We start from the raw sequence: 21,111 nt of genomic DNA, 5'->3' as shown, positions 1-21,111 counted from the left end.
ACGAATCAAACGAAGGAATTCGTACGATTTTTCGCAGCAAGTGACAAATTTCGGCACTCGCAACAACCCGGTTTGGCTCCACCGACCATCTACGATATAAGGCATGCAATACATCATTCGGCCACCTCTGTATGAACGATCAAGTCGTGCTCTCCGGTCTCGCCCGCCAACTGGTGCACTCCGAACTGCTGGACGAGAAGAGCGCCCAGCAGGCGCAACTGCAGGCGCAACGGAACAAGTTGTCACTGGTCACCTATCTTGTGCAGAACAAGCTGGTAAAGAGCCGGCCGCTGACGGAACTGGCAGCGGACCAGTTCGGCGTCGCCTACTGTGACCTCTCCGGCATTGATCGTGATGCGATTCCGAAGGAACTGGTCAGCGAAAAGCTGATTCGCCAGCATCGAGTGATCCCCTTATGGCGGCGCGGCAACAAGCTGTTCGTAGGCTTGTCCGACCCAACCAATCACCAGGCGATCACCGACGTCCAGTTCAGCACCGGCCTGACCACCGAAGCGATCCTGGTCGAAGATGACAAGCTCGGCGAGATGATCGAGAAGATCTTCGAGAGCGTCACCGGCGGCCTGGACGACCTCGGCGATGTGGACCTCGAGGCGCTCGACATCGAGAGTGGCAATGCCGAGCCCAAGGACGATGGTGCCGGCGAAGCCGCAGACGATGCACCGGTAGTGCGTTTCGTCAACAAGATGCTGCTGGACGCCATTCGCGGCGGCTCTTCCGACTTGCACTTCGAGCCCTACGAGAAGATCTACCGCGTACGTTTCCGCACCGACGGGATGCTGCATGAGACGGCTAAACCGCCCATTCAGCTCGCCAGCCGCATTTCCGCGCGACTGAAGGTCATGGCCGGCCTGGATATCTCCGAGCGTCGAAAACCGCAGGACGGCCGCATCAAGATGCGCGTGTCCAAGACCAAATCTATCGACTTCCGCGTCAACACCCTGCCCACGCTGTGGGGTGAAAAAATCGTGATGCGGATTCTGGATTCGTCCAGCGCTCAGATGGGGATCGACGCCCTCGGCTATGAGGAAGCGCAGAAGCAGCTGTACCTGGATGCTCTGAAACAGCCCCAGGGCATGATCCTGGTGACCGGCCCCACTGGCTCGGGCAAAACGGTGTCGCTTTATACCGGCATCAACATTCTCAATACCCCGGACATCAACATCTCAACGGCAGAAGACCCGGTAGAGATCAACCTGGAAGGCATCAACCAGGTCAACGTCAACCCTCGCCAGGGCATGGACTTCGCCCAGGCGCTGCGCGCCTTCCTGCGTCAGGACCCGGACGTAATCATGGTCGGCGAAATCCGCGACCTGGAAACCGCCGAAATCGCCATCAAGGCCGCGCAGACCGGCCACATGGTGATGTCGACCCTGCACACCAACAGCGCCGCAGAAACCCTGACCCGCCTGCTGAACATGGGGGTTGCCTCTTTTAACCTGGCAACTTCCACCAACCTCATCATTGCCCAGCGTCTGGCGCGTAAACTCTGCCCACATTGCAAGAAGGAACACGACGTTCCGCAGGAAGCCCTGCTCCACGAAGGCTTCCCGGCAGACAAGATCGGGACGTTCAAGCTCTATTCACCTGTCGGGTGCGACAATTGCAAGGGCGGATACAAGGGACGCTTGGGTATTTATGAAGTGGTTAAAATCACGCCAGCCCTGCAGCGGATTATCATGGAGGAAGGCAACTCCATTCAGATCGCCGAACAGGCCCGCAAAGAAGGCTTCAACGATCTGCGCACTTCGGGGCTGATGAAGGCCATGCAAGGCATTACCAGCCTCGAAGAAGTCAACCGCGTGACCAAGGATTAATCCATGGCGGAAAAAGCATTGAAGAGCAGCACCTTCGTCTGGGAAGGGACTGATCGAAAGGGCGGGAAGGTCAAAGGGGAACTTGCGGGGGTCAATACTGCATTGGTGAAGGCGCAGTTGCGCAAGCAAGGCATCAATCCAATCAAGGTCCGCAAGAAGAGCATTTCGATCCTGAGCGCGGGCAAGAAAATCAAGCCCATGGATATCGCCCTCTTCACGCGCCAGATGGCGACGATGATGGGCTCCGGCGTTCCCCTGCTTCAGTCCTTCGACATCATTGGCGAGGGCTTCGACAATCCGAACATGCGCAAGCTGGTCGATGAAATCAAGCAGGAAGTCGCGTCCGGTAACAGTCTGGCCAACTCGCTACGCAAAAAGCCTCAGTATTTCGATGACCTCTATTGCAACCTGGTCGACGCAGGTGAGCAGTCCGGTGCGCTGGAAACGCTTCTTGATCGGGTAGCCACCTACAAAGAAAAGACTGAATCACTCAAGGCCAAGATCAAGAAAGCGATGACCTATCCCATCGCGGTCGTGGTCGTCGCTATCATTGTTTCGTCGATTCTGCTGATTAAAGTAGTACCCCAATTCCAATCGGTATTCGAAGGATTTGGAGCAGAGCTTCCGGCATTCACTCGCTTTGTCATTTCCATCTCCGAAGCGCTGCAGGAATGGTGGTTCATCGTATTGATTGCATTGTTCGCCGCTGTCTACGTCCTTCGCGAAGCCCATCGGCGTTCCGAAAAGTTCAGAGACATGGTTGATCGCTCGATATTGAAGCTACCAGTGGTCGGAGACATCCTCTACAAGTCGGCTGTCGCACGTTATGCCCGCACCCTGTCCACCACTTTTGCTGCTGGCGTACCGCTGGTGGAGGCTCTGGACTCTGTTTCCGGCGCTACAGGCAACGTGGTTTTCCGAAATGCGGTTAACAGGATCAAGCAGGACGTCTCATCGGGCACGCAGCTCAACTTCTCTATGCGCACCACTGGCGTATTTCCCAGCATGGCCATCCAAATGGCGGCTATTGGTGAAGAGTCTGGCTCTCTGGACTCAATGCTGGACAAAGTTGCAAGCTACTACGAGGAGGAAGTCGACAACGCCGTCGATAACCTGACCACCCTGATGGAACCGATGATCATGGCCGTCCTCGGGGTGTTGGTCGGCGGTTTGATCATCGCCATGTACCTGCCGATATTCCAGTTGGGCCAAGTAGTTTAAAGATGCCCTTACTCGACTTCCTGGCCAGCACCCCGCTGGCCTTTGTTTTATTCGTGGCGGTGCTGGGCCTGCTGGTCGGCAGCTTCCTCAACGTGGTGATCCATCGCCTGCCACGGATGATGGAGCGCGACTGGCAACAACAGGCCCGGGAAACCCTGGGTTTGCCGGAGAGCGAAAAACGCCCGACCTACAACCTGATCCTGCCCAACTCCCAGTGCCCGCACTGCGCCCACGAGATCAAGCCCTGGGAGAACATCCCGGTAGTCAGCTGGCTGGCGTTGGGCGGCAAGTGTTCGTCGTGCAAGGCGCCGATCAGCAAGCGCTACCCGCTGGTGGAGCTGGCCTGCGGCGTGCTGTCGGCTTTCATCGCCTGGCATTACGGTTTCGGCTGGCAGGCCGGCGCGATGCTGCTGCTGACCTGGGGCCTGCTGGCGATGAGCATGATCGACGTCGATCACCAACTGCTGCCGGACGCCCTGGTGCTGCCGTTGCTCTGGCTGGGGCTGATCGTCAATCACTTCGGGCTGTTCACCAGCCTGGGCGATGCGCTCTGGGGCGCGGTATTCGGCTACCTCAGCCTGTGGTCGGTGTACTGGCTGTTCAAGCTGATCACCGGCAAGGAAGGCATGGGCTACGGCGACTTCAAGCTGCTGGCGATGCTCGGCGCCTGGGGCGGCTGGCAGGTGCTGCCGCTGACCATCCTGCTGTCGTCGCTGGTCGGCGCGGTGCTGGGCGTGATCATGCTGCGCCTGCGCAATGCCGAAACCAGTACGCCTATCCCCTTCGGCCCCTATCTGGCCATCGCCGGCTGGATTGCGCTGCTCTGGGGTGATCAAATAACCGCGACCTATCTGCAGTTCGCCGGTTTCCGCTAGCCTTCTCCCGCGCCGAGCCCCCTCGGCGCCTGCGACGGCCACCGGGCCGGCTGAAGGAGAACGATGAAACCCTGGATTCTGGGCCTCACCGGCGGCATTGGTAGCGGCAAGAGCGCCGCCGCCGAGCATTTCGCCTCGCTGGGCATACACATGGTCGACGCCGACCACGCCGCGCGTTGGGTAGTCGAACCCGGCCGCCCTGCCCTGGCGAAAATCGTCGAGCGCTTCGGCGACGCCATGCTGCTGCCGGCCGGCCAACTGAACCGCGCCGCGCTGCGCGAGCGCATCTTCAAGGCCGAAGACGAACGCCGCTGGCTGGAGCAACTGCTGCACCCGCTGATCGGCCAGGAGATCGCCAGCAACCTGGCGCAAGCGCAATCGCCCTACGCCATCCTGGTCTCGCCGCTGTTGGTGGAGTCCGGGCAATACCGCATGACTCAGCGCGTGCTGGTGGTGGATACCCCCGAACACCTGCAACTGGAGCGCACCATGCGCCGGGACCAGGTGTCCGAAGAACAGGTCCGTTCGATTCTCAAGGCCCAGGCCTTGCGCGACGACCGACTCAAGCACGCGGACGACGTGCTGCTCAACGATGGCGACCTCGGCCACCTGCACCAGCAGGTCGAGCGTCTGCATCAGTTTTATCTCGGCCTGCGTGGAGGACAACCATGAGCCAACCCCTGAGCGTGGAATGCCCCACCTGTGGCGCCCCCGTGGAGTGGAGCGCCAAGAGCGAGTTCCGCCCCTTCTGTTCGCACCGCTGCAAGCTGATCGACCTCGGCGCCTGGGCGGCGGAAGATCACGCCATCCCCGGCGATAACCTGGAAGACGAGCTGTTTTCCGGCGATCTGGAGAATCCGCGCGGGCATTGAAGCAGAAAAAGAAACCGCCCCAATGGGCGGTTTTTTTGTGCTCGGCATAGCCGTTCAGTGTAGGAGCGAGCTTGCTCGCGAACCGTCCGAGCACCAGGTTTCCCAGCCGAAAAGAGCGTTCGCGAGCAAGCTCGCTCCTACAGGACAGCAAGCCTCCCTGTGCGTTCAGGGACGCATGAAGGTGTAGTCCCGTTCCTCGTCCAGGTTGTCGGCGAGGAAGTGCAGTTCATGGCCCAGGTCCTCCTGCGTACGGACCTGTGAGTTGGCCTGCACCACCGCGCTCAGTAGCGCGCGCACGGCCAGTTGCGGGTCCTGCCCGGCCGCTTCGGCTTCGATCAGCAGCTCATGAAGGCGCTGCTCGGCCCAGCTGTGAATGCTCATCGGCAATCTCCTTGCGAATGGGGGGCCAAGCTTCCCTGATCGTAGGAGGTTTCCGAACTGACCTGAGTCAAGCCACGGGAGCCATGGGCCTAGCAGATGGCCGAACATCAGCGCGACTCATCGTCATCCTTCCAGGGCGCCTGCAGGTAGCGCGTGCGGTTGAAGGTTTCCAGCCAGTCCGGGTGGAAGACCACCAACCCGGTGACGATGGTGCCGTTGATGAAGGCCTCGGGGAACATGACCAGCCAGAGGTAGCCGATGAAGTCCTCGATCCACGGTGGCATAGGGAACAGCCCGTCCATCCACAGCAGCCCGAGACCCAGCAGCAGGCTGCAGACCGCCGCCAATGCCGCCGGGAAGAAGCCCGAGCAGAAGATGTAGACGAACAGGTTCCGTGGCTGCCGGCGCTCGACGAAGATCGCCGCCAGCTCGGTGATCAACACCGGGATCAGGATCAGCAAAATGCCGTTGACGCCAATGGCCGCCCAATCCTGGCGGCCGATGGCGCACAGGCCGAGCTGCGCGACGAGGCCGACGATGATCGCCAGCGGCCAGTCCAGCAGCAGGGTCACGGCGGTCATGCCGATGAAGTGGAACGACACCCCGGAAGCGAAATCCCGGCGCACCAGCCAGAGCAGGAACAGCCCGAGCATGGTGCCGAACACCAGGTGCTGACGGCGGAAGTCGCTGACCAGCTCCAGCCAGGGCGCGCGCCAGATGGCCCAGGCGACGATGGGCAGGTAGATGGCCCAGCCGATCTCCAGGGTTTCTGCGGACAATAGCTGCGCGGCGATCACGGTGCGCCCCGCTCCAACGCTTGGCGCAGGGCGTCGGCCGAGTCGAACTGACGGGTAGCGACGACCTTGCCCTGCTCCAGTTGCAGCCAGGTCACCGCATCGGCCTGGGCCGGGAAGCGATTGGCCACGCGCGGCTCGCGGTCGAGCAGCACGCGGTAGGAGTAGTCGCGCATGGCGGGGATGGCGAACATCTTCGAAATCGCAGCGGGCATGCGGCTGACGTCCGCGACGAAGGCAGCGTTACGGGCTTCGAGATAACCTTCAGGCCGATCTGCCAGGGCGGCCTTGACCAGCTTCGAGCCTGCCATGTCGTGGGCGACCAGTAACACCTTCAGGTTGGCCGTGGCGGTGTAGGGTTTGTCGAACTGGTCCAGCAGCGTCCAACCGGTAGCCGGCGATTCCTGCGCCACCGCCACACTCGCCAGCACCATCAGTAGCAACCCGCCCAACAGTCGTCTCACGCTTCCCCCTTGCCCACCACACCCAAAGATTGGCAACAGTCTACACCGCCATCGGTGCCCGCCTGCTCGAGCCAGCAACTATGCTTGAGGCATGAACGAGTCCGACTATCTGCGCCTGCTGACGCGCCAGGCGGAACAAGCCAACGACTTCCTCTCCAACGCCCGTAAATGGGAGCGGGAATGCTGGGCCTGCCAGCGCCTGCTGCAGGCGCTGAAGGTGCCGTACCGCCAGGAAGACTTCGTTGCACCGACGGGGCAGCCACCGGATGTGCTGTTTCGAGACGCCACCTTCGAGGTGTTCTTCGTCCTCGACCAGGGCCGTCGGCTCAATGAAGAATGGAAAGAGGAACTGCTGCGTCGGCGCATGGCCCAGAGCCTCAACCAGCTGATCCGTCGCGAGCAGCGGCCGCGGCGAATTCCCTGTGCAGAGTTGCAGGCGCGCCTGGCACCGACGCTACGCAAGAAGGCGCACAACTACACCGAACGCGGCATCGACCCGCGCGAACTGGACCTGCTCGCCTTCGTCAGCCTCAAGCGCGAGACGCCGGACTTCAACACCCCTTTCCCGCCGCCCACCGAGTACCTGCGCCAGGGTTGGCGCTCGCTGTCGGTGGTCGGGCCGACCTACGCCCGCGTGCTGTTCGCCCACAGCGATGCGCCGGACTTCCTGCGCGGCAACCTCGGCCGCACCGTGCTGTTCGACATGGGCGTCGGCCTGTAAATAGGCGCCGCTGCAATGCTGCATTGAACGGCGGTGCATTGAGAGGCCGCCCAAGCCCTACTAGAATGCTCGACATTATAAACGGAGGCCGCCCATGCCCAGTCGCTTGAGCCCCGAAGACCAGCAGAAGGTCGATCAGTACCTCAGCTCCCCCGTCCACCAGGTCCGGCGCGCGCCGTTCAAGCCCTGGCTGATGATGGGCGGATTGCTCGCGGTGGTCATCGCCCTGGGTTTGCTGAGCCGCCTCCTGGCCTACCTTGCGTGAGCGCCGTGCCGCCACGGGCCGATACAGGATTCCTTAAGCTATGAGAATGCATCATGTCCCATCGTATCGTGATCGTCGGCGGCGGCGCCGGCGGGCTAGAGCTCGCGACCCGTCTCGGCCGCACCCTGGGTAAAAAGGATCGTGCGCGCATCACGCTCGTCGACGCCAACCTCACCCACATCTGGAAACCCCTGCTGCACGAAGTCGCCGCCGGCTCGCTCAACTCCTCCGAGGATGAGCTGAACTACGTCGCCCAGGCGAAATGGAACCACTTCGAGTTTCAGCTCGGCCGCCTTTCCGGCCTGGACCGCGCGAACAAGCGCATCCAGCTCGCCGCCACGCTCGATGAGCAGGGCGAGGAGCTGGTGCCGGCGCGCGGGCTGGACTACGACACCCTGGTCCTGGCCATCGGCAGCACCACCAATGATTTCGGCACCCAGGGCGCTGCGGATCACTGCATCTTCCTGGACACCCGCGAGCAGGCCGAGCGCTTCCACAAGCAGTTGCTGACCCACTACCTGCGTGCCCACGCCGGGCAGGACAAGGACGACCAGATCAGCGTCGCCATCGTCGGCGCCGGCGCCACCGGGGTCGAGCTGTCCGCCGAATTGCACCATGCCGCGCAGGAGCTGGCGGCCTATGGCCTGACCGGCATCCAGCCGCAGAACATGCGCATCACCCTGATCGAGGCCGGCCCGCGCGTGCTGCCGGCGCTGCCCGAACGCATCAGCCGCCCGGTACACCAGACCCTGGAAAAACTCGGCGTGCGCGTGCTCACCGGCTCGGCGGTGCAGGAAGTGACCGCCGAAGGCCTGCGCACGGCGGTGGGCGAGTTCATTCCGGCGAGCCTGAAGGTCTGGGCGGCGGGCATCCGCGCGCCGAGCCTGCTCAAGGACATGGATGGGCTGGAGAGCAACCGCATCAACCAGTTGGTGGTTCGCTCGACCCTGCAGACCACCCGCGATGACAACGTCTTCGCCTTCGGCGACTGCGCCGCCTGCCCGATGGGCGATGGCAGCGAACGCAACGTGCCGCCGCGCGCCCAGGCCGCCCACCAGCAGGCTTCGTTGCTGGCCAAGGCCATCGTTGCGCGCCTGGATGGCAAGCCGCTGCCGGAGTACCGCTACACCGACTACGGCTCGCTGATCTCGCTGTCGCGCTTCAGCGCGGTGGGCAACCTGATGGGTAACCTGATGGGCAGCGTGAAGCTGGAAGGCTGGCTGGCGCGGATGTTCTACGTGTCGCTGTACCGCATGCACCAGATGGCGCTCTACGGGCCGTTCCGCACCGCATTGCTGATGATCTCGGACCGCATCGGGCGCAGCACGGAGCCACGCTTGAAGCTGCATTGATCGGATAGCGAGCGCGGACGGAGTCTGCTCCTACGCCCGAGGCAAGCACCACGCCTCACCTGTAGGAGCGAGCTTGCTCGCGAACCGCCCTGGCACCGGAGCAGCCGGAAAGCTCCGTTCGCGAGCAAGCTCGCTCCTACCTACAGCTGCATCGCCAGGCAGTACTAGGCACAAAAAAGCCGCCCCGAAGGGCGGCTGTTTCGTTGCAGCCGAGCAGCCTTACAGCACCGCCAGCATCGACTGGGCCGGGAGGGCCTGGAAGTCGATGGACATCATCAGGCTCAGCACGCTGATCGCGATGATGGAGAAGGCGAACAACTGGCGGGCCCAGCGGCGATCATCTTCGGCACTGAAGCCTTTCACCGCGATGAACAGCCACCAGGCACTGACGGCCAGCGCCACCACCAGGTAACCGTAGCCGGCAAAGCCGGTCACGGTCAGCAGCAGGGTCGCAAGACCAAAGGCCAACACGTAGTAGAGGATCTGCTTCTTGGTCGCTTCGATGCCCCGCTCCACCGGCAGCACGGGAATCCCGGCGGCGCGGTAGTCGTTGAGGCGGAAGATCGCGATGGCGTAGCTGTGCGGCATCTGCCAGAGGCAGAAGATCAGCAGCAGCACCGCCGCGCCCATGTCGAAGTGACCGCTGGCGGCGCAGTAGCCCACCACCGGCGGCATGGCTCCGGAGAGACTGCCGACCAGCGTGCCGTAGACCGAGCTGCGCTTGAGCCAGAGGCTGTAGAGCACGACGTAGACGAAGAAGCCGAAGGCGGCGAGCAAAGTCGCCTGCACGTTGGTCTTCCACATCAGCAGGCCGAAGCCCGCCACGCCCAGGACCACGCCGTGGGCCAGGGCGGCCCGCAGCGAGATCTGCCCGGTCACGGTGACACGGCTACGGGTACGCTCCATGAAGCGATCGATGTCGCGGTCGATGCAGTTGTTGAACACACAACCACTGGCAACGACCAGGGACAGGCCGATCACGGTGGCCAGCAGCAGCATCGGGTCAACGCTGCCGCGAGCGGCGAGGAAGTATCCCCCCGCCACCGCGATCAGGTTGCCGAAGATGATGCCTGGCTTGGCGACCAGCAGATAACGCTTGAGTTTCACGGCATCGGCCCTCAGGGCATCGGCATCATCAGGGTGTCTGCGGTGTAGATGATCCACAGCGACAGACCGACCACCAGCAGGATGATGATGGCGGTGAAGATGAATGCCATGACGTTCCAGCGACCTTCCGAGGAGAAGTTCATGTGCAGGAAGCAGATCAGGTGCACGACGACCTGTACCAGGCCCAGGATCACCATGGTCAGCAGGGTGGCGTGACGCGAGAAGCCGCCGTCGATGACCATGTAGAACGGGATCGCGGTGAGGATCACCGAGAGCACGAAGCCGATGGCGTACGAGCCCAGGCTGCCGTGACCGGCGCCGTGGCCGTCGTGGCCGGCACCGTGGGAGTCGTGATGATGTGCAGCAGCGGTCATTACAGAGCCCCCATCAGGTAGACGACGGTGAAGACGCAGATCCAGACGATGTCCAGGAAGTGCCAGAACAGGCTCAGGCACATCATGCGGGTGTTGTTCTGCGCGGTCAGGCCACGGGTGCCGATCTGAGCCATCAGCACCAGCATCCACAGCAGGCCAGCCGATACGTGCAGACCGTGCATGCCGACCAGGGTGAAGAAGGACGACAGGAAGGCGCTGCGGCTCGGGCCGAAGCCTTCGACGATCAGGTGATGGAACTCGTTGATCTCCATGCCGATGAACGCGGCGCCGCAGAGGAAGGTCACGCCCAGCCAGGCGATGGCCTTGCCCTTGGCCCCCTTGTGCGCGGCCAGCATGGCCAGGCCGTAGGTGCAGGAGGAGATCAGCAGGATCGCGGTTTCGATCGCCACGTAGGGCAGCTCGAAGATGTCCTTGCCGCTCGGGCCACCGGCGGTGTGGTTGACCAGCACGGCGTAGGTGGCGAAGACGCTGGCGAACAGGATGCAGTCGGTCATCAGGTACAGCCAGAAGCCGAAGACCGTCATGCCGCCGCTGTCGTGGGCGTGCTCGTCATGGTGAGCGTGGTCCTGCGCCGCTTGGTGCGCATCGACCACGTGTTGGTTCAGTACTGCCGTCGACATGGTTTATACCTGCGCAGTGGCGAGTTTCTGGAAGTTGGCGTTTTCGATGCGCTCGATCTCATCCGGCTGGACGTAGTAGTCCAGGTCGGTGACGTAGCTGCGCACGATGACCGAAGCGATCATGCCGACGAAGCCAACGCCCACCAGCCACCAGATGTGCCAGATGGCGGCGAAGCCGAAGAGGAAGGCGAACACGGCGATGGAGAAGCCAGCGGCGGTGTTCTTCGGCATGTGGATCGGCGCGTAGGCCGGCAGCTTGCGGTACGCGGTACCGGTCTGCTTCATGTCGTGGAACGCGTCGATGTCGTTGACCTTCGGCAGTTCGGCGAAGTTGTAGTACGGCGGCGGCGAGGAAGTGGACCACTCCAGGGTACGGCCGCCCCACGGGTCGCCGGTCAGGTCGGCCAGCTTCTCGCGGTTCTTGATCGAGACGAACAGCTGGATCAGCTGGCAGGCGATACCGAAGAAGATCAGCACGGCGCCGCAGAAAGCCACCACCATGTACGGCTGCCACATCGGGTTTTCATAGTGGTTCAGGCGACGGGTCATGCCCATGAAGCCGAGGACGTACAGCGGCATGAAGGCCATGTAGAAGCCGACCAGCCAGCACCAGAAGGAACGCTTGCCCCACTTCTCGTCCAGCTTGAAGCCGAAGGCTTTCGGGAACCAGAAGACGAAGCCGGCCAGGTAGCCGAACACCGCGCCACCGATGATGGTGTTGTGGAAGTGGGCGATCAGGAACAGGCTGTTGTGCAGCAGGTAGTCAGCACCCGGAATGGCCAGCAGAACGCCGGTCATGCCACCGATGGTGAAGGTGATGATGAAGCCCAGGGTCCACAGGATCGGGGTATCGAAGCGCAGGCGGCCACGGTAGATGGTGAACAGCCAGTTGAACAGCTTCACCCCGGTGGGGATGGAGATCAGCATGGTCGCCACGCCGAAGAAGCCGTTGACGTCGCCGCCCGAGCCCATGGTGAAGAAGTGGTGCAGCCACACGGTGAAGCCGAGGAAGGTGATCGCGGCGCTCGCCCACACCATCGAGGTGTAGCCGAACATGCGCTTGCCGGCGAAGGTCGCGGTGACTTCGGAGAAGATACCGAAAGCCGGCAGGATCAGGATGTACACCTCAGGATGGCCCCAGGCCCAGAAGAGGTTGATGTACATCATGGCGTTGCCGCCCAGCTCGTTGGTGAAGAAGTGCATGTCGAAGTAGCGGTCCAGCGACAGCAGGCCCAGGGCCGCGGTCAGGATCGGGAACGACGCAACGATCAGGATGTTGGCGAAGGTGCAGGTCCAGGTGAAGATCGGCATCTGCATCAGCTTCATGCCGGGGGTACGCATCTTGAACACGGTCACCAGGAAGTTGATACCCGTGAGCAAGGTACCCATACCCGATATCTGTAGCGCCCAGATGTAGTAGTCCACACCCACGCCCGGGCTGTAGGCCAGCTCGGACAGCGGCGGGTAGGCGACCCAACCGGTACGGGCGAATTCACCCAGGCCCAGCGAGACGTTCACCAGCATGGCGCTGACGACCAGCAGCCAGAAGCTCAGGGAGTTCAGGAAGGGGAACGCCACGTCGCGCGCGCCGATCTGCAGCGGCACGGCCAGGTTCATCAGGCCGGTCATGAAGGGCATGGCCATGAAGATGATCATGATCACGCCGTGAGCAGTGAAGATCTGGTCGTAGTGTTCCGGCGGCAGGTAGCCGTGGTTGGCGCCTTCAGCCAGCGCGAGCTGGCCGCGCATCATGATGGCGTCGGCGAAGCCGCGCAGCAGCATGACCAGGGCGACGATGATGTACATCACGCCGATTTTCTTGTGGTCGATGGACGTCAGCCACTCGGTCCACAGGTAGGTCCACTTGCGGTAGTAGGTGATCGCGCCGAACACACCGAGGCCCAACAGGGCGACGATGGCCAGCGTGATGACGATGATCGGCTCGTGATACGGCACGGCCGACAGTGTCAGTTTCCCGAACATCTGCGCTTACTCCTGGCTCGGATTCATTTGCATGCCAGGCATGCCTTGCATGTTGCTCATGTCGTGGCCCGCCATGGCGGCCTCGTCATGCGCTTCGCCGTGCTCGCCCTTCTCAGCCTGTTCTTTGGCTTCGTGGGCTTTCGCCATCGCGTGGCCGGCGTGTTCCCACTTGTTCAGCACGTGGGAGAACAGCTCGGGGCTGACGGTGGCGAAGTAGGTCGCCGGGACGTTCTCGGTCGGTTTCACCAGCTCCGGGTACTGATCCAGGTTCAGGGTCTGCGGCGAGGCCTTGACCTTCGCGACCCAATCCTGGAAGCCCTGCTCGGAGGTGGAGATGGCCTTGAACTTCATGCCCGAGAAACCGCCGCCGCTGTAGTTCGCGGAGATACCGTCGAACACGCCTTCTTCGTTGGCGATCAGGTGCAGCTTGGTCATCATTCCGGCCATGGAGTAGATCTGGCTACCCAGCTGCGGGATGAAGAACGAGTTCATCACCGAATCCGAGGTGATCTGGAAGTTCACCGGGGTGTCTTTCGGGAAGGCGATTTCGTTGACGGTGGCGATACCCTGTTCCGGGTAGATGAACAGCCACTTCCAGTCCAGCGAGATGGCCTGGATGGTCACCGGCTTGACCTCGGAGTCCAGCGGACGGTACGGGTCCAGCTTGTGGGTGCTCTCCCAGGTGATCCAGCCGAGCACGGCGATGATCAGGCAGGGAACCAGCCAGACCACCAGCTCGATCTTGGTCGAGTGAGACCAGTCCGGCAGGTAGGTGGCCTTGGTGTTCGAAGCCCGGTATTTCCAGGCGAACCCGAGGGTCATCAGGATGACCGGCACCACCACGATCAGCATCAGCAGGGTTGCCGTGATGATCAGGGACTTCTCGTCGGCGCCGACCTGCCCTTTCGGGTCGAACAGCACCATGTTGCAACCACCGAGCATCAGCATCGGCAGCCACGCGAGTCTCTTCAAAATTCCTGTGTACTGCTCTTTTTTCATCTTGCGGCCTTAGTGGATGAAAATCGCTTCACCGCCCACGAGTCCTCGCCATGCACGGCTCGACGACTCGTTACCCGCGACTTTTCCAAGCCGCCTGCCAGGGCTGTCATGGATTCACGAACGCGGCCGCACGGATTCCAGGCAAAGGGAGGTCGCCCGGTCTTCGCGATGCGAAACCGATTTCGTCAGCTGATTCGTTCCGTGTTATTCAGCGTGTGGCGTCTGGACTGGCGGTTCGTGAGAACGCGCGCGTCGCACACCGGATGCACGAGCGGATTGCCCGACTCGTCGTATGACAGGAGCCCACCGATGGCAGCCCCCTATTGTTATGCCGCTGCACCGGAGGGTGAGCACTGGCCTTGATCTACGTCAGTGCGACTCAGCGATTTGGGGGTAGGAAATGGACGGCGGGTATTACAAAGCATTTCAGAAACCCCTTTCAAGGCCCATTCCGCCCATTTTTAACAAGATATTTTCTCAGTCAGAGAGATAGTCCGCGCCTGAATCGTTTACAAAACGATCAATTCACAGGGAATTTGCAGGGATATTCCGCGCCTGCCAGGGCTTGCACGTGCGTGCCAGCGGAATGTGTCAGAACCATGAATGACGGGGCTTTCAGCGGACCATGTGGAATGCCGGGGGAAGCGACAACGCTTTCGGCAAAGACCTTGCCATGACGGCAATCAAGAACCGCTCTGAAAGGCGTGAAAACACCCCGCGCACCCTGCGACACATCGACGCACAGCGACTTTAGCAAGGGGCAAAGTCATTCAAATTGTGACGATCGCGCAAGGCGATCGGGGGACACTCCTCGGCATGCTCGCCTCGATGAAAGGACGAGTGAAGCCTTCATGACCACCGAAGCGGCATGCCGGGAGGATAGGGATGAACCCGATGGGGCGGTCGCTAAGTTGACCGCGGGTGATCAGCGGATAGCCGCGTCGCTGCCCGGTGCCAGCCAGGACAGCAGGCCGCTGGTTTCCGCGCGGATGCGCAGGTCGGAAGCCTTGGCGCTGTAGTAGGTATCGGCCGCTGCCATCTGCTGCGAGTAGTAGTCGTTCTCGGCGATCAGCACGTCCAGCAGGGTACGCTTGCCCAGGTGGTACCACTGGTCATAGAACATCTTGCGTACCCGGTCGGACTCCGCCAGCAGTTCCTTGTAGTCGCCCACACGGGACGCCGACAGATCGCGCTGCTCCGCCAGGTTGCGGATGCGGTACTCCGACTCGCGGCGAGTCGCTTCCATCTTCTGCTCCGCCGCGTCAGCCCGCGCATAGGCCGCACGTTGCGCCGCCGACGCCGAACCGCCGGAGAATGCGGTCCACTCCACCGCCAGGCCAGTCGACCAGGGCTCCTTGTTATCGAGCATATTGTTGCCGGTACTGCGGCCGACGACCCAGTTCAGCTTCGGCATGCGCGAGGACTTCACCGACTCGGCACTGGCCAACGCCGCCTCTTTCTCCCAGCGTGCCTGGCGCAGAGCGGGCTGATCGCCCATGAGTTGCAGCGCCTGGTCCAGCGGGATGGGCGCCCAGTCCCACTTCGCATTGGCCGGGACGGTCACATCCTCCCCGACCAGCTTCGCCAGGGTCGTCTTCTGCTCCTGCAGTTTGGACTGCACCAGGTCGCGAGCGGTTTCCGCCTGCAGCAGTCGCGCACGGGCCTGTACCACTTCGCTGCGGCGACCGGGGTCGACCTCGGCGATCTGCCCGAGCATGTTCACCAGTTCGCGCATGCGCGCCACATAGCGGTCGCTGATATCCAGCGCTTCCTGCTGGTGAGCCAGCTCCACCACGCCCGAGGCGGTGTTGTAGGCGACCGTTACTTCGGTCTGGCCCTTGGCCTCTTCCTGGGCATTCGCGGTTTTGCTGCGGCTGTCGATGGTGTGGCTGATCGCGCCGAAGTCATACACCGGCGTGGTCATCTGCACTGTGGTGGTACCGTCGTTACCGTAGTCACTCTTGCCACTTTGCAGCGTCTTGGAGCTGGCACTGATCTGTACCTGCGGCCAGCGAGCCCCCTTGGCCTGGTCCACGTCACCCTTGGCAGCCTGCCAGCCGGCATCGGCCTGCTTCATTTCCGGGCTGATGCGCAGCGCGGTGTTCACCAGCTCGCGGATATAGGCCAGCGAGGACTCCGACGTCCCCAGGCTCGAAGCCGAAGCCCCGGCCGTCAGCTCTGTCGGCAGGCTCAGGTCCAGCTTGGGCGCAGGCTTGGCCGGCTGTGCCTGAGTCGCGGGAGTGGCATTGACCATGGCAGCCACCGAACTCGGTGCGGCCTGCAGGGTCGCTGCCGGCTGCGCCTGGGCCACCGGAGCCGCTTTGGCTACCGGCGCCGAGGAGGCTGCCGGGGCAGAAGTCGAAGCTACCAGCTCGCCTTGCAGCGCCCCACCGGTCAGCGATGCGGCAGAGGCCTGCTTGGGCTTGGAGTAAAAGCTCAGCGCGCCGCCCAGGTCATCGGCTTCGGCCAGGGAGCCCAGGGAGGCCATTGCCAGCACCAGGGCCGAGTGGCAGAAGCGCCAACGTTTGTGGTGAAGCTTGGATGAGGAAGATTTGCAGTTTTTCATTTCAATTATCTCTCGCGGAAGGCCTCACGCGCTTTCAGCGCGGGCTTGAGTAAGTAATCCAGGATGGTTTTTTCCCCGGTACGGATCTCCGCCGTGGCGGTCATGCCGGGAATGATCGGAAAGTGCTTGTCGCCCTTGGTCAGCTCGGCTTCGTCGGTGCGGACCAGTACGCGGTAGAACGAGGTGTCCGGACGGCCGGCACGGGCCATCTCGTCGTCCTTGATGGTGTCGGGGCTGATGAGCTCGACCTTGCCTTTCAGGCCGCCATAGATGGCGAAGTCATAAGCGGAAATCTTCACCGTGGCGGGCAGGCCGGGGCGCAGGAAGGCCACGTCGGCCGGGCGGATCTTCGCCTCCACCAGCAGCTGATCTTCCAGCGGGACGATCTCCATGATGTCCTGCCCCTGCTGGATCACCCCGCCGATGGTGTTGACTCGCACGTTCTTCACGATGCCCTTGAGCGGCGCGGTGATCGTCGTGCGCTTCATCACGTCTTCGCGGCCGGCAGCGTTTTCCAGCGACTGCGCCAGTTCACTCTCGACGCGGGTCAGTTCGGCGTTGGCGTCGGCGCGGTACTTGTTGCGGCGCTCGCTGATCTGCAGGTTGAATTCGTTGGCCTGGCGACGCATGCGCAGGATCTCGACATCCGAGATCAGGCCCTGCTTGGCCAGGCGCTCGGATACGGTCAGCTCACCCTGGGCCAGCGACAGGCTCTTCTGCAATCCACTGATGCCTTCGTCCAGCGCATGCTTGCGAGCGTTGTAGGCCTCGGTCTCGGCCTCGACGATCGACGGCACAGCCTTCACGTCGTCCGGGAACACCAGCGGCTTGCCATAAGCCTCCGAACGCAGGCGCACCAGTTGTCCCTTGAGCGCCAGAGCCTTGGACTGCGCTTCGCGGTAACTGGCGCCGGCGCGGGTCGGGTCGATCTTCAGCAGGACCTGGCCGGCCTCCACCACATCGCCTTCCTTGACGTTCATCTGCTCGAGAATGCCGCCTTCCAGACTCTGGATAACCTGTTCGCGGCTGGAGGGGATCACCTTGCCTTCGCCCTTGGTGATCTCTTCCACTCGGGCGAAGTAGGCCCAGACGATGAGGCCGGCGAACACCGCTGCGATCAGCAGCAGCACCACTGTGCTCGCCGTGGTCTTCTGGGCGATCAGCGCAGCCTGCAGGTCCGAGACATAAGCGATGTCGTTGTCGCGCAGGCGCGCCACTTCCTTCGCGTAGGGCGTGACATTGGTCGCCAGCGCCTTCGAGGGCTCGACGACGGCGGGAACCGTCGCCTGCGGGTTGGGGGTATCAGTCATGATCTGCTCACCGGGTAGTGGCCGGCGCCTTGCTCGGCGCGGGGGAGTTGTTGGCCTGAAGGGCTCGCAGCACTTCGTCCTTCGGACCGTCGGCAACGATCTGCCCGGCGTCCACGACGATCAGGCGGTCGATCTGCTCAAGCACCGAGAAACGGTGGGTCACCACCACGACCGTCCGGCCCTGGGTGGCGGACTCCAGGCGCTGCAGGAACTGGCGCTCGGTCTGCATGTCCATCCCGCTGGTGGGCTCGTCCAGCAGCAGTACCTGGGGATGCAGCAACAGCGTGCGGGCCAGGGCGACCAGCTGACGCTGCCCACCGGACAGCGCCTGGCCCATCTCACCTACCGGGCGGTCGAAGCCCAGCGGATGGCCGGCGACGACCGCATCCAGGCCGGTCAGGCGCACCACATGCAGCAATTCCTCACTGGTCGCCGACGGGTTGCCGATCATCAGGTTCTCGCGCAGCGAGCCGAAGAACAGCCGGGCGTCCTGGCCAACGAAGCCCACCGTGGAGCTCCAGTCCGCCGGGTCGATCTGCTCGGCGTCGATGCCATTGATCAGCAACTGGCCTTCCACCGGCTGGTACAGGCGGGCCATGACGCGCAGCAGGGTCGACTTGCCGCTGCCGATGCTGCCGACAATGGCCACGCGCTCGCCGTGCTTGATGTTCAGGGTGATGTTGTTCAGCACCGTGGGGCGCGGCTGCATCGGCGGCGCCGGGTAGGAGAACTTCAGCTTGCGCAGCGACAGCGTCGCGTTCTTCGGGGCATCCAGGTAACGGCGGCTGTTGTCGCGCACCGTGGGGATTTCCATCAGTTGGTTCAGCGAGTGCAGGGCCGTCTTCGCCTGCTGGTAGCGAACCGCCAGGCCGACCGAGCTGGCCAGGGGTGCCAGTGCCCGGCCGCTGAGCAGCACCATGCCGACCAGCGCGCCCTGGGTCAGGTCGCCATCGCCGATCCGGTACACGCCCCAGAGCACGGTGATCACCGTGGTCAGCTGGGTGATCAGCGAGACCGAGTTGGCGGCCATGTTCGACAGCGACTTGGTCTTGATCCCGGAGGCAGCCAGTTGCGCGCTGAAGTCTTCCCAGCGACGCAGCATGCTGCCTTCGGCGCGGACTGCCTTCAGCGTTTCGACGCCTTCGATGGCTTCGATCAGCAGGCCGTGCTTCTGCGACGCTTCGCGAAGGTTCTCCTTCATGAGTTTCGACAGCGGCCACTGGATGTAAGCGCACAGCCCCAGCAGGACGATCATCGCCCCCAACGGAACCAGCGCGAGCGATCCACCGATCACGAACAGCACGAAGACGAACAGCAGGCAGAACGGCAAGTCCGCCAGCGTCGCCAGCGAGGCCGAAGTGATGAAGTCACGCACCGACTCGAACTCGCGGAACTGGTTGGCGAACGAGCCCGCCGACGCCGGCTTGTGCTCCAGCCGGACCTCCATCAACTGGCGGAACAGCTTCGCCCCCAGGATCAGGTCGGCCTTCTTGCCGGCGTTGTCGAGCAGATAGGCGCGGACCTGTCGCGAGGTGAACTCGAAACCGATCGCCAGCACCACCCCGGCCGCCAGCGACCACAGGGTGACGTAGGCCTGGTTCGGTACGACCCGGTCGTACACGTTCATGATGAAGAAGGTGCTCGCCAGCGCCAGGATGTTGATCAGGAAGGTCGACAGCGCCGCGCTGTAGTAGAAGCGGCGATAGTTCCAGAGGGTGGAGAACAGCCAGTGGCCCTTGCCTTCGTCCCTGGGGATCTCGGTGCGTGCATCGGGAGTCGCCTTCGGGCGAGCCAGCAGCGCATAGCCCAGGTAGTTCTCCTGCAGCTCCGCCGCGCTCATGGTGATAGTGCCGCCGCCAGCTTCGGGCACCACCAGCTCGAACTCCTCGCCACGGCGGGCCACCAGGATGCGCGCCTCGCCATTGCGGAACAGCAGCATCAGCGGGAACAGGTAGGACGACAACTCGGCGGGACGACGCTTGACCCAACCAGCGCCGATGCCGGCCTGTTCGAGCATGCGGGTTACCAGGCTGGGACGCAGCTTCTGGTCGCGCGGCAGGCCGGCATAGAGCGACTCGAGTGTCGCTGGCCGCTCGAAGTGGGCGCATAGCCAGCGCACCCCTGCCAGCAGGCTGTCACTTTGGGAAGAAACGCCCAGATCGACTTCAGGAGTCGCGGGCGCGGAAGAGGGTTTCATGAGCACACCTTCATGGGGAGGGAGAAGCTGTGCGCATGTTAGAAATGCGCCATTCCGCGCGGCATCAGAAAAGCCTGATTGGCTTGACGTACCTTTCCTTCACCGAATTAGCCGCATTGCACGGCAGTGGGAAGGTCGCCACGGGAGGCAAAGAAAATCGCCAGGACCGCGCGTTACAAGCGCGACCCTGGCGATAAGAGGTGGGAACAGCGGGTGGTGTCGACCTTATTGGTCGTTCTGCTGGCCCTGGATGACCAGTTCTACGCGACGGTTCGGTGCGTTGCAGGCGATGTTCGCGGCATTGCGCGTACGGCCGCACTGCACCACCGGCTCGGCGCTGCCATGGCCACTGGCGTGTACCAGCTGGCTCTGGATGCCCTGCTCCAGCAGGACCTTGCGCACGGTTTCGGCGCGCTGTTGCGACAGGCGCTGGTTGCTCCGGGCGTTGCCGATCGGGTCGGCGTGGCCGACGACCGCAATGCCGGTGACGTGCTCGCTCTTGCTCTTGATGTCTGCCACTGCCTGGCGCAGTTGGCTACGGCCTTCAGCGGTCAGGTCCTTGTAGCCACCCTTGCCGAAGGGGAACAGCACGTCGCTGCGCAGGGTCAGCTTGGTCTCGGTCTGGCAGGGCACCACGGAGGTGGCGCGGCTGATCACGTGGATCTGCCGGCGCATGCCCTGCAGGCTCTGTTCGGCGTCACGCCCGGTATGCACGATGGGGGTGCTCTGGTTCTGGCCGACCGGGGCTTCCAGGACGTAGGTCTGGCCGCCGTCGAGCTTGGCGTAGCTCTGCGGGTTGCGCTTGCCGGTGTACAGCGGCGCATCGCCGATGTAGGACTCCACCGAGTGTTCGCCCGCGGGGGTGCAGAACACGGTGTAGCCGCCGGGCATCAGGGCGCTTTGCAGTTGGCCGTCGATGTAGACGTGGGCCGCGTCCTTGCCGCCGTCCTTGCCACGGAACATGACGATCTGGGCTTGCTGCTTGACGACGGATTCGACCTTTTCATAGGTCTCGGCGTAGATGTCGCGGTCGCCGGGGGCGGCCAGGCTCAGCGGGGCGTGGAAGCTGGTCAGGACGGCCAGGGCCGCGAGGGCCAGGGGCCATTGGCGCTTGGCTTTTGCCTTGGCCTTTGCGTAAGTGATCGAAGTCATTT

20 protein-coding genes are annotated in these 21,111 nt (G+C 62.9%); 8 read left to right on the top strand and 12 right to left on the bottom strand.

Annotated elements, in window-relative coordinates; translation table 11 throughout:
• Positions 1 to 131 precede the first annotated feature (131 nt).
• The 5 genes from pilB to yacG all read left to right on the top strand — a co-directional run bounded on the left by pilB (position 132) and on the right by yacG (position 4,803).
• Positions 132 to 1,835, top strand: a complete 1,704-nt coding sequence (gene pilB, locus CTR55_RS19985; protein WP_296288689.1) for a type IV-A pilus assembly ATPase PilB — start codon at positions 132 to 134, stop codon at positions 1,833 to 1,835.
• Positions 1,836 to 1,838: 3 nt separating this feature from the next.
• Positions 1,839 to 3,056 carry a type II secretion system F family protein gene (locus tag CTR55_RS19980; protein ID WP_296288688.1) on the top strand — a complete coding sequence of 406 codons (1,218 nt, stop codon included), beginning with the start codon at positions 1,839 to 1,841 and terminating at the stop codon, positions 3,054 to 3,056.
• Positions 3,057 to 3,058: 2 nt separating this feature from the next.
• Positions 3,059 to 3,931 carry an A24 family peptidase gene (locus tag CTR55_RS19975; protein WP_296288687.1) on the top strand — a complete coding sequence of 291 codons (873 nt, stop codon included), beginning with the start codon at positions 3,059 to 3,061 and terminating at the stop codon, positions 3,929 to 3,931.
• 63 nt (positions 3,932 to 3,994) lie between these two features.
• On the top strand, positions 3,995 to 4,603 hold the full coding sequence (gene coaE, locus CTR55_RS19970; protein WP_296288686.1) for a dephospho-CoA kinase: 609 nt from the start codon (positions 3,995 to 3,997) through the stop codon (positions 4,601 to 4,603).
• Positions 4,600 to 4,803 (top strand): DNA gyrase inhibitor YacG, encoded by a 204-nt coding sequence (gene yacG / locus CTR55_RS19965; protein ID WP_296288685.1) that lies wholly within the window; start codon positions 4,600 to 4,602, stop codon positions 4,801 to 4,803. Before coaE ends, yacG begins: the two co-directional genes overlap by 4 nt.
• A 165-nt stretch (positions 4,804 to 4,968) precedes the next feature.
• On the opposite strand, the gene CTR55_RS19960 is transcribed toward yacG, so the two are convergent.
• The 3 genes from CTR55_RS19960 to CTR55_RS19950 form a co-directional block, all read right to left on the bottom strand.
• Entirely contained in the window at positions 4,969 to 5,184 is a 216-nt protein-coding gene (locus CTR55_RS19960; protein ID WP_296288684.1) for a hypothetical protein, read from the bottom strand.
• 107 nt (positions 5,185 to 5,291) lie between these two features.
• Positions 5,292 to 5,981 (bottom strand): energy-coupling factor ABC transporter permease, encoded by a 690-nt coding sequence (locus tag CTR55_RS19955; protein WP_296288683.1) that lies wholly within the window; start codon positions 5,979 to 5,981, stop codon positions 5,292 to 5,294.
• Positions 5,978 to 6,412, bottom strand: a complete 435-nt coding sequence (locus CTR55_RS19950; RefSeq protein WP_296288724.1) for an FAD/FMN-containing dehydrogenase — start codon at positions 6,410 to 6,412, stop codon at positions 5,978 to 5,980. The genes CTR55_RS19955 and CTR55_RS19950 overlap by 4 nt, the downstream gene beginning before the upstream one ends.
• Before the next feature lie 121 nt (positions 6,413 to 6,533).
• Between CTR55_RS19950 and CTR55_RS19945 the strand changes: the two genes are divergently transcribed.
• From CTR55_RS19945 to CTR55_RS19935, 3 genes are all read left to right on the top strand, one after another.
• Positions 6,534 to 7,163: a DUF1780 domain-containing protein gene (locus CTR55_RS19945; protein ID WP_296288682.1), complete on the top strand. Its 630-nt coding sequence runs from the start codon at positions 6,534 to 6,536 to the stop codon at positions 7,161 to 7,163.
• Between the two features lie 94 nt (positions 7,164 to 7,257).
• Positions 7,258 to 7,428, top strand: a complete 171-nt coding sequence (locus CTR55_RS19940) for a DUF3094 family protein (protein WP_296288681.1) — start codon at positions 7,258 to 7,260, stop codon at positions 7,426 to 7,428.
• A gap of 53 nt (positions 7,429 to 7,481) precedes the next feature.
• On the top strand, positions 7,482 to 8,780 hold the full coding sequence (locus tag CTR55_RS19935; protein WP_296288680.1) for an NAD(P)/FAD-dependent oxidoreductase: 1,299 nt from the start codon (positions 7,482 to 7,484) through the stop codon (positions 8,778 to 8,780).
• Positions 8,781 to 8,999: 219 nt separating this feature from the next.
• Here CTR55_RS19935 and cyoE read toward each other — a convergent pair whose 3' ends face one another.
• The 9 genes from cyoE to CTR55_RS19890 form a co-directional block, all read right to left on the bottom strand.
• Positions 9,000 to 9,887: a heme o synthase gene (cyoE, locus tag CTR55_RS19930; protein ID WP_296288679.1), complete on the bottom strand. Its 888-nt coding sequence runs from the start codon at positions 9,885 to 9,887 to the stop codon at positions 9,000 to 9,002.
• Between the two features lie 11 nt (positions 9,888 to 9,898).
• The gene (gene cyoD, locus CTR55_RS19925; RefSeq protein ID WP_296288678.1) at positions 9,899 to 10,261 is read right to left on the bottom strand and encodes a cytochrome o ubiquinol oxidase subunit IV; all 363 of its coding nucleotides are present in this window, start codon (positions 10,259 to 10,261) and stop codon (positions 9,899 to 9,901) included.
• Positions 10,261 to 10,902, bottom strand: a complete 642-nt coding sequence (cyoC, locus tag CTR55_RS19920) for a cytochrome o ubiquinol oxidase subunit III (protein WP_296288677.1) — start codon at positions 10,900 to 10,902, stop codon at positions 10,261 to 10,263. Before cyoC ends, cyoD begins: the two co-directional genes overlap by 1 nt.
• A gap of 3 nt (positions 10,903 to 10,905) precedes the next feature.
• On the bottom strand, positions 10,906 to 12,885 hold the full coding sequence (gene cyoB / locus CTR55_RS19915; protein WP_296288676.1) for a cytochrome o ubiquinol oxidase subunit I: 1,980 nt from the start codon (positions 12,883 to 12,885) through the stop codon (positions 10,906 to 10,908).
• A gap of 6 nt (positions 12,886 to 12,891) precedes the next feature.
• Positions 12,892 to 13,884 (bottom strand): ubiquinol oxidase subunit II, encoded by a 993-nt coding sequence (cyoA, locus tag CTR55_RS19910; RefSeq protein WP_296288674.1) that lies wholly within the window; start codon positions 13,882 to 13,884, stop codon positions 12,892 to 12,894.
• A 925-nt stretch (positions 13,885 to 14,809) separates the two neighbouring features.
• Positions 14,810 to 16,450 (bottom strand): TolC family protein, encoded by a 1,641-nt coding sequence (locus CTR55_RS19905; protein ID WP_296288673.1) that lies wholly within the window; start codon positions 16,448 to 16,450, stop codon positions 14,810 to 14,812.
• Between the two features lie 5 nt (positions 16,451 to 16,455).
• Entirely contained in the window at positions 16,456 to 17,760 is a 1,305-nt protein-coding gene (locus CTR55_RS19900; RefSeq protein WP_363711365.1) for an HlyD family type I secretion periplasmic adaptor subunit, read from the bottom strand.
• Positions 17,761 to 17,767: 7 nt separating this feature from the next.
• On the bottom strand, positions 17,768 to 19,957 hold the full coding sequence (locus CTR55_RS19895; protein ID WP_296288671.1) for a type I secretion system permease/ATPase: 2,190 nt from the start codon (positions 19,955 to 19,957) through the stop codon (positions 17,768 to 17,770).
• A 225-nt stretch (positions 19,958 to 20,182) separates the two neighbouring features.
• Positions 20,183 to 21,109, bottom strand: coding sequence for an OmpA family protein (locus CTR55_RS19890; RefSeq protein WP_296288669.1), 927 nt, complete (start codon positions 21,107 to 21,109; stop codon positions 20,183 to 20,185).
• Between the last annotated feature and the right edge of the window lie 2 nt (positions 21,110 to 21,111).

It is taken from the genome of Pseudomonas sp. (genome assembly GCF_002796985.1).
GTDB lineage: Bacteria > Pseudomonadota > Gammaproteobacteria > Pseudomonadales > Pseudomonadaceae > Pseudomonas.
Note: the sequence above shows the minus strand (reverse complement) of the source record. Positions and strands in the feature narration are given on the sequence as shown.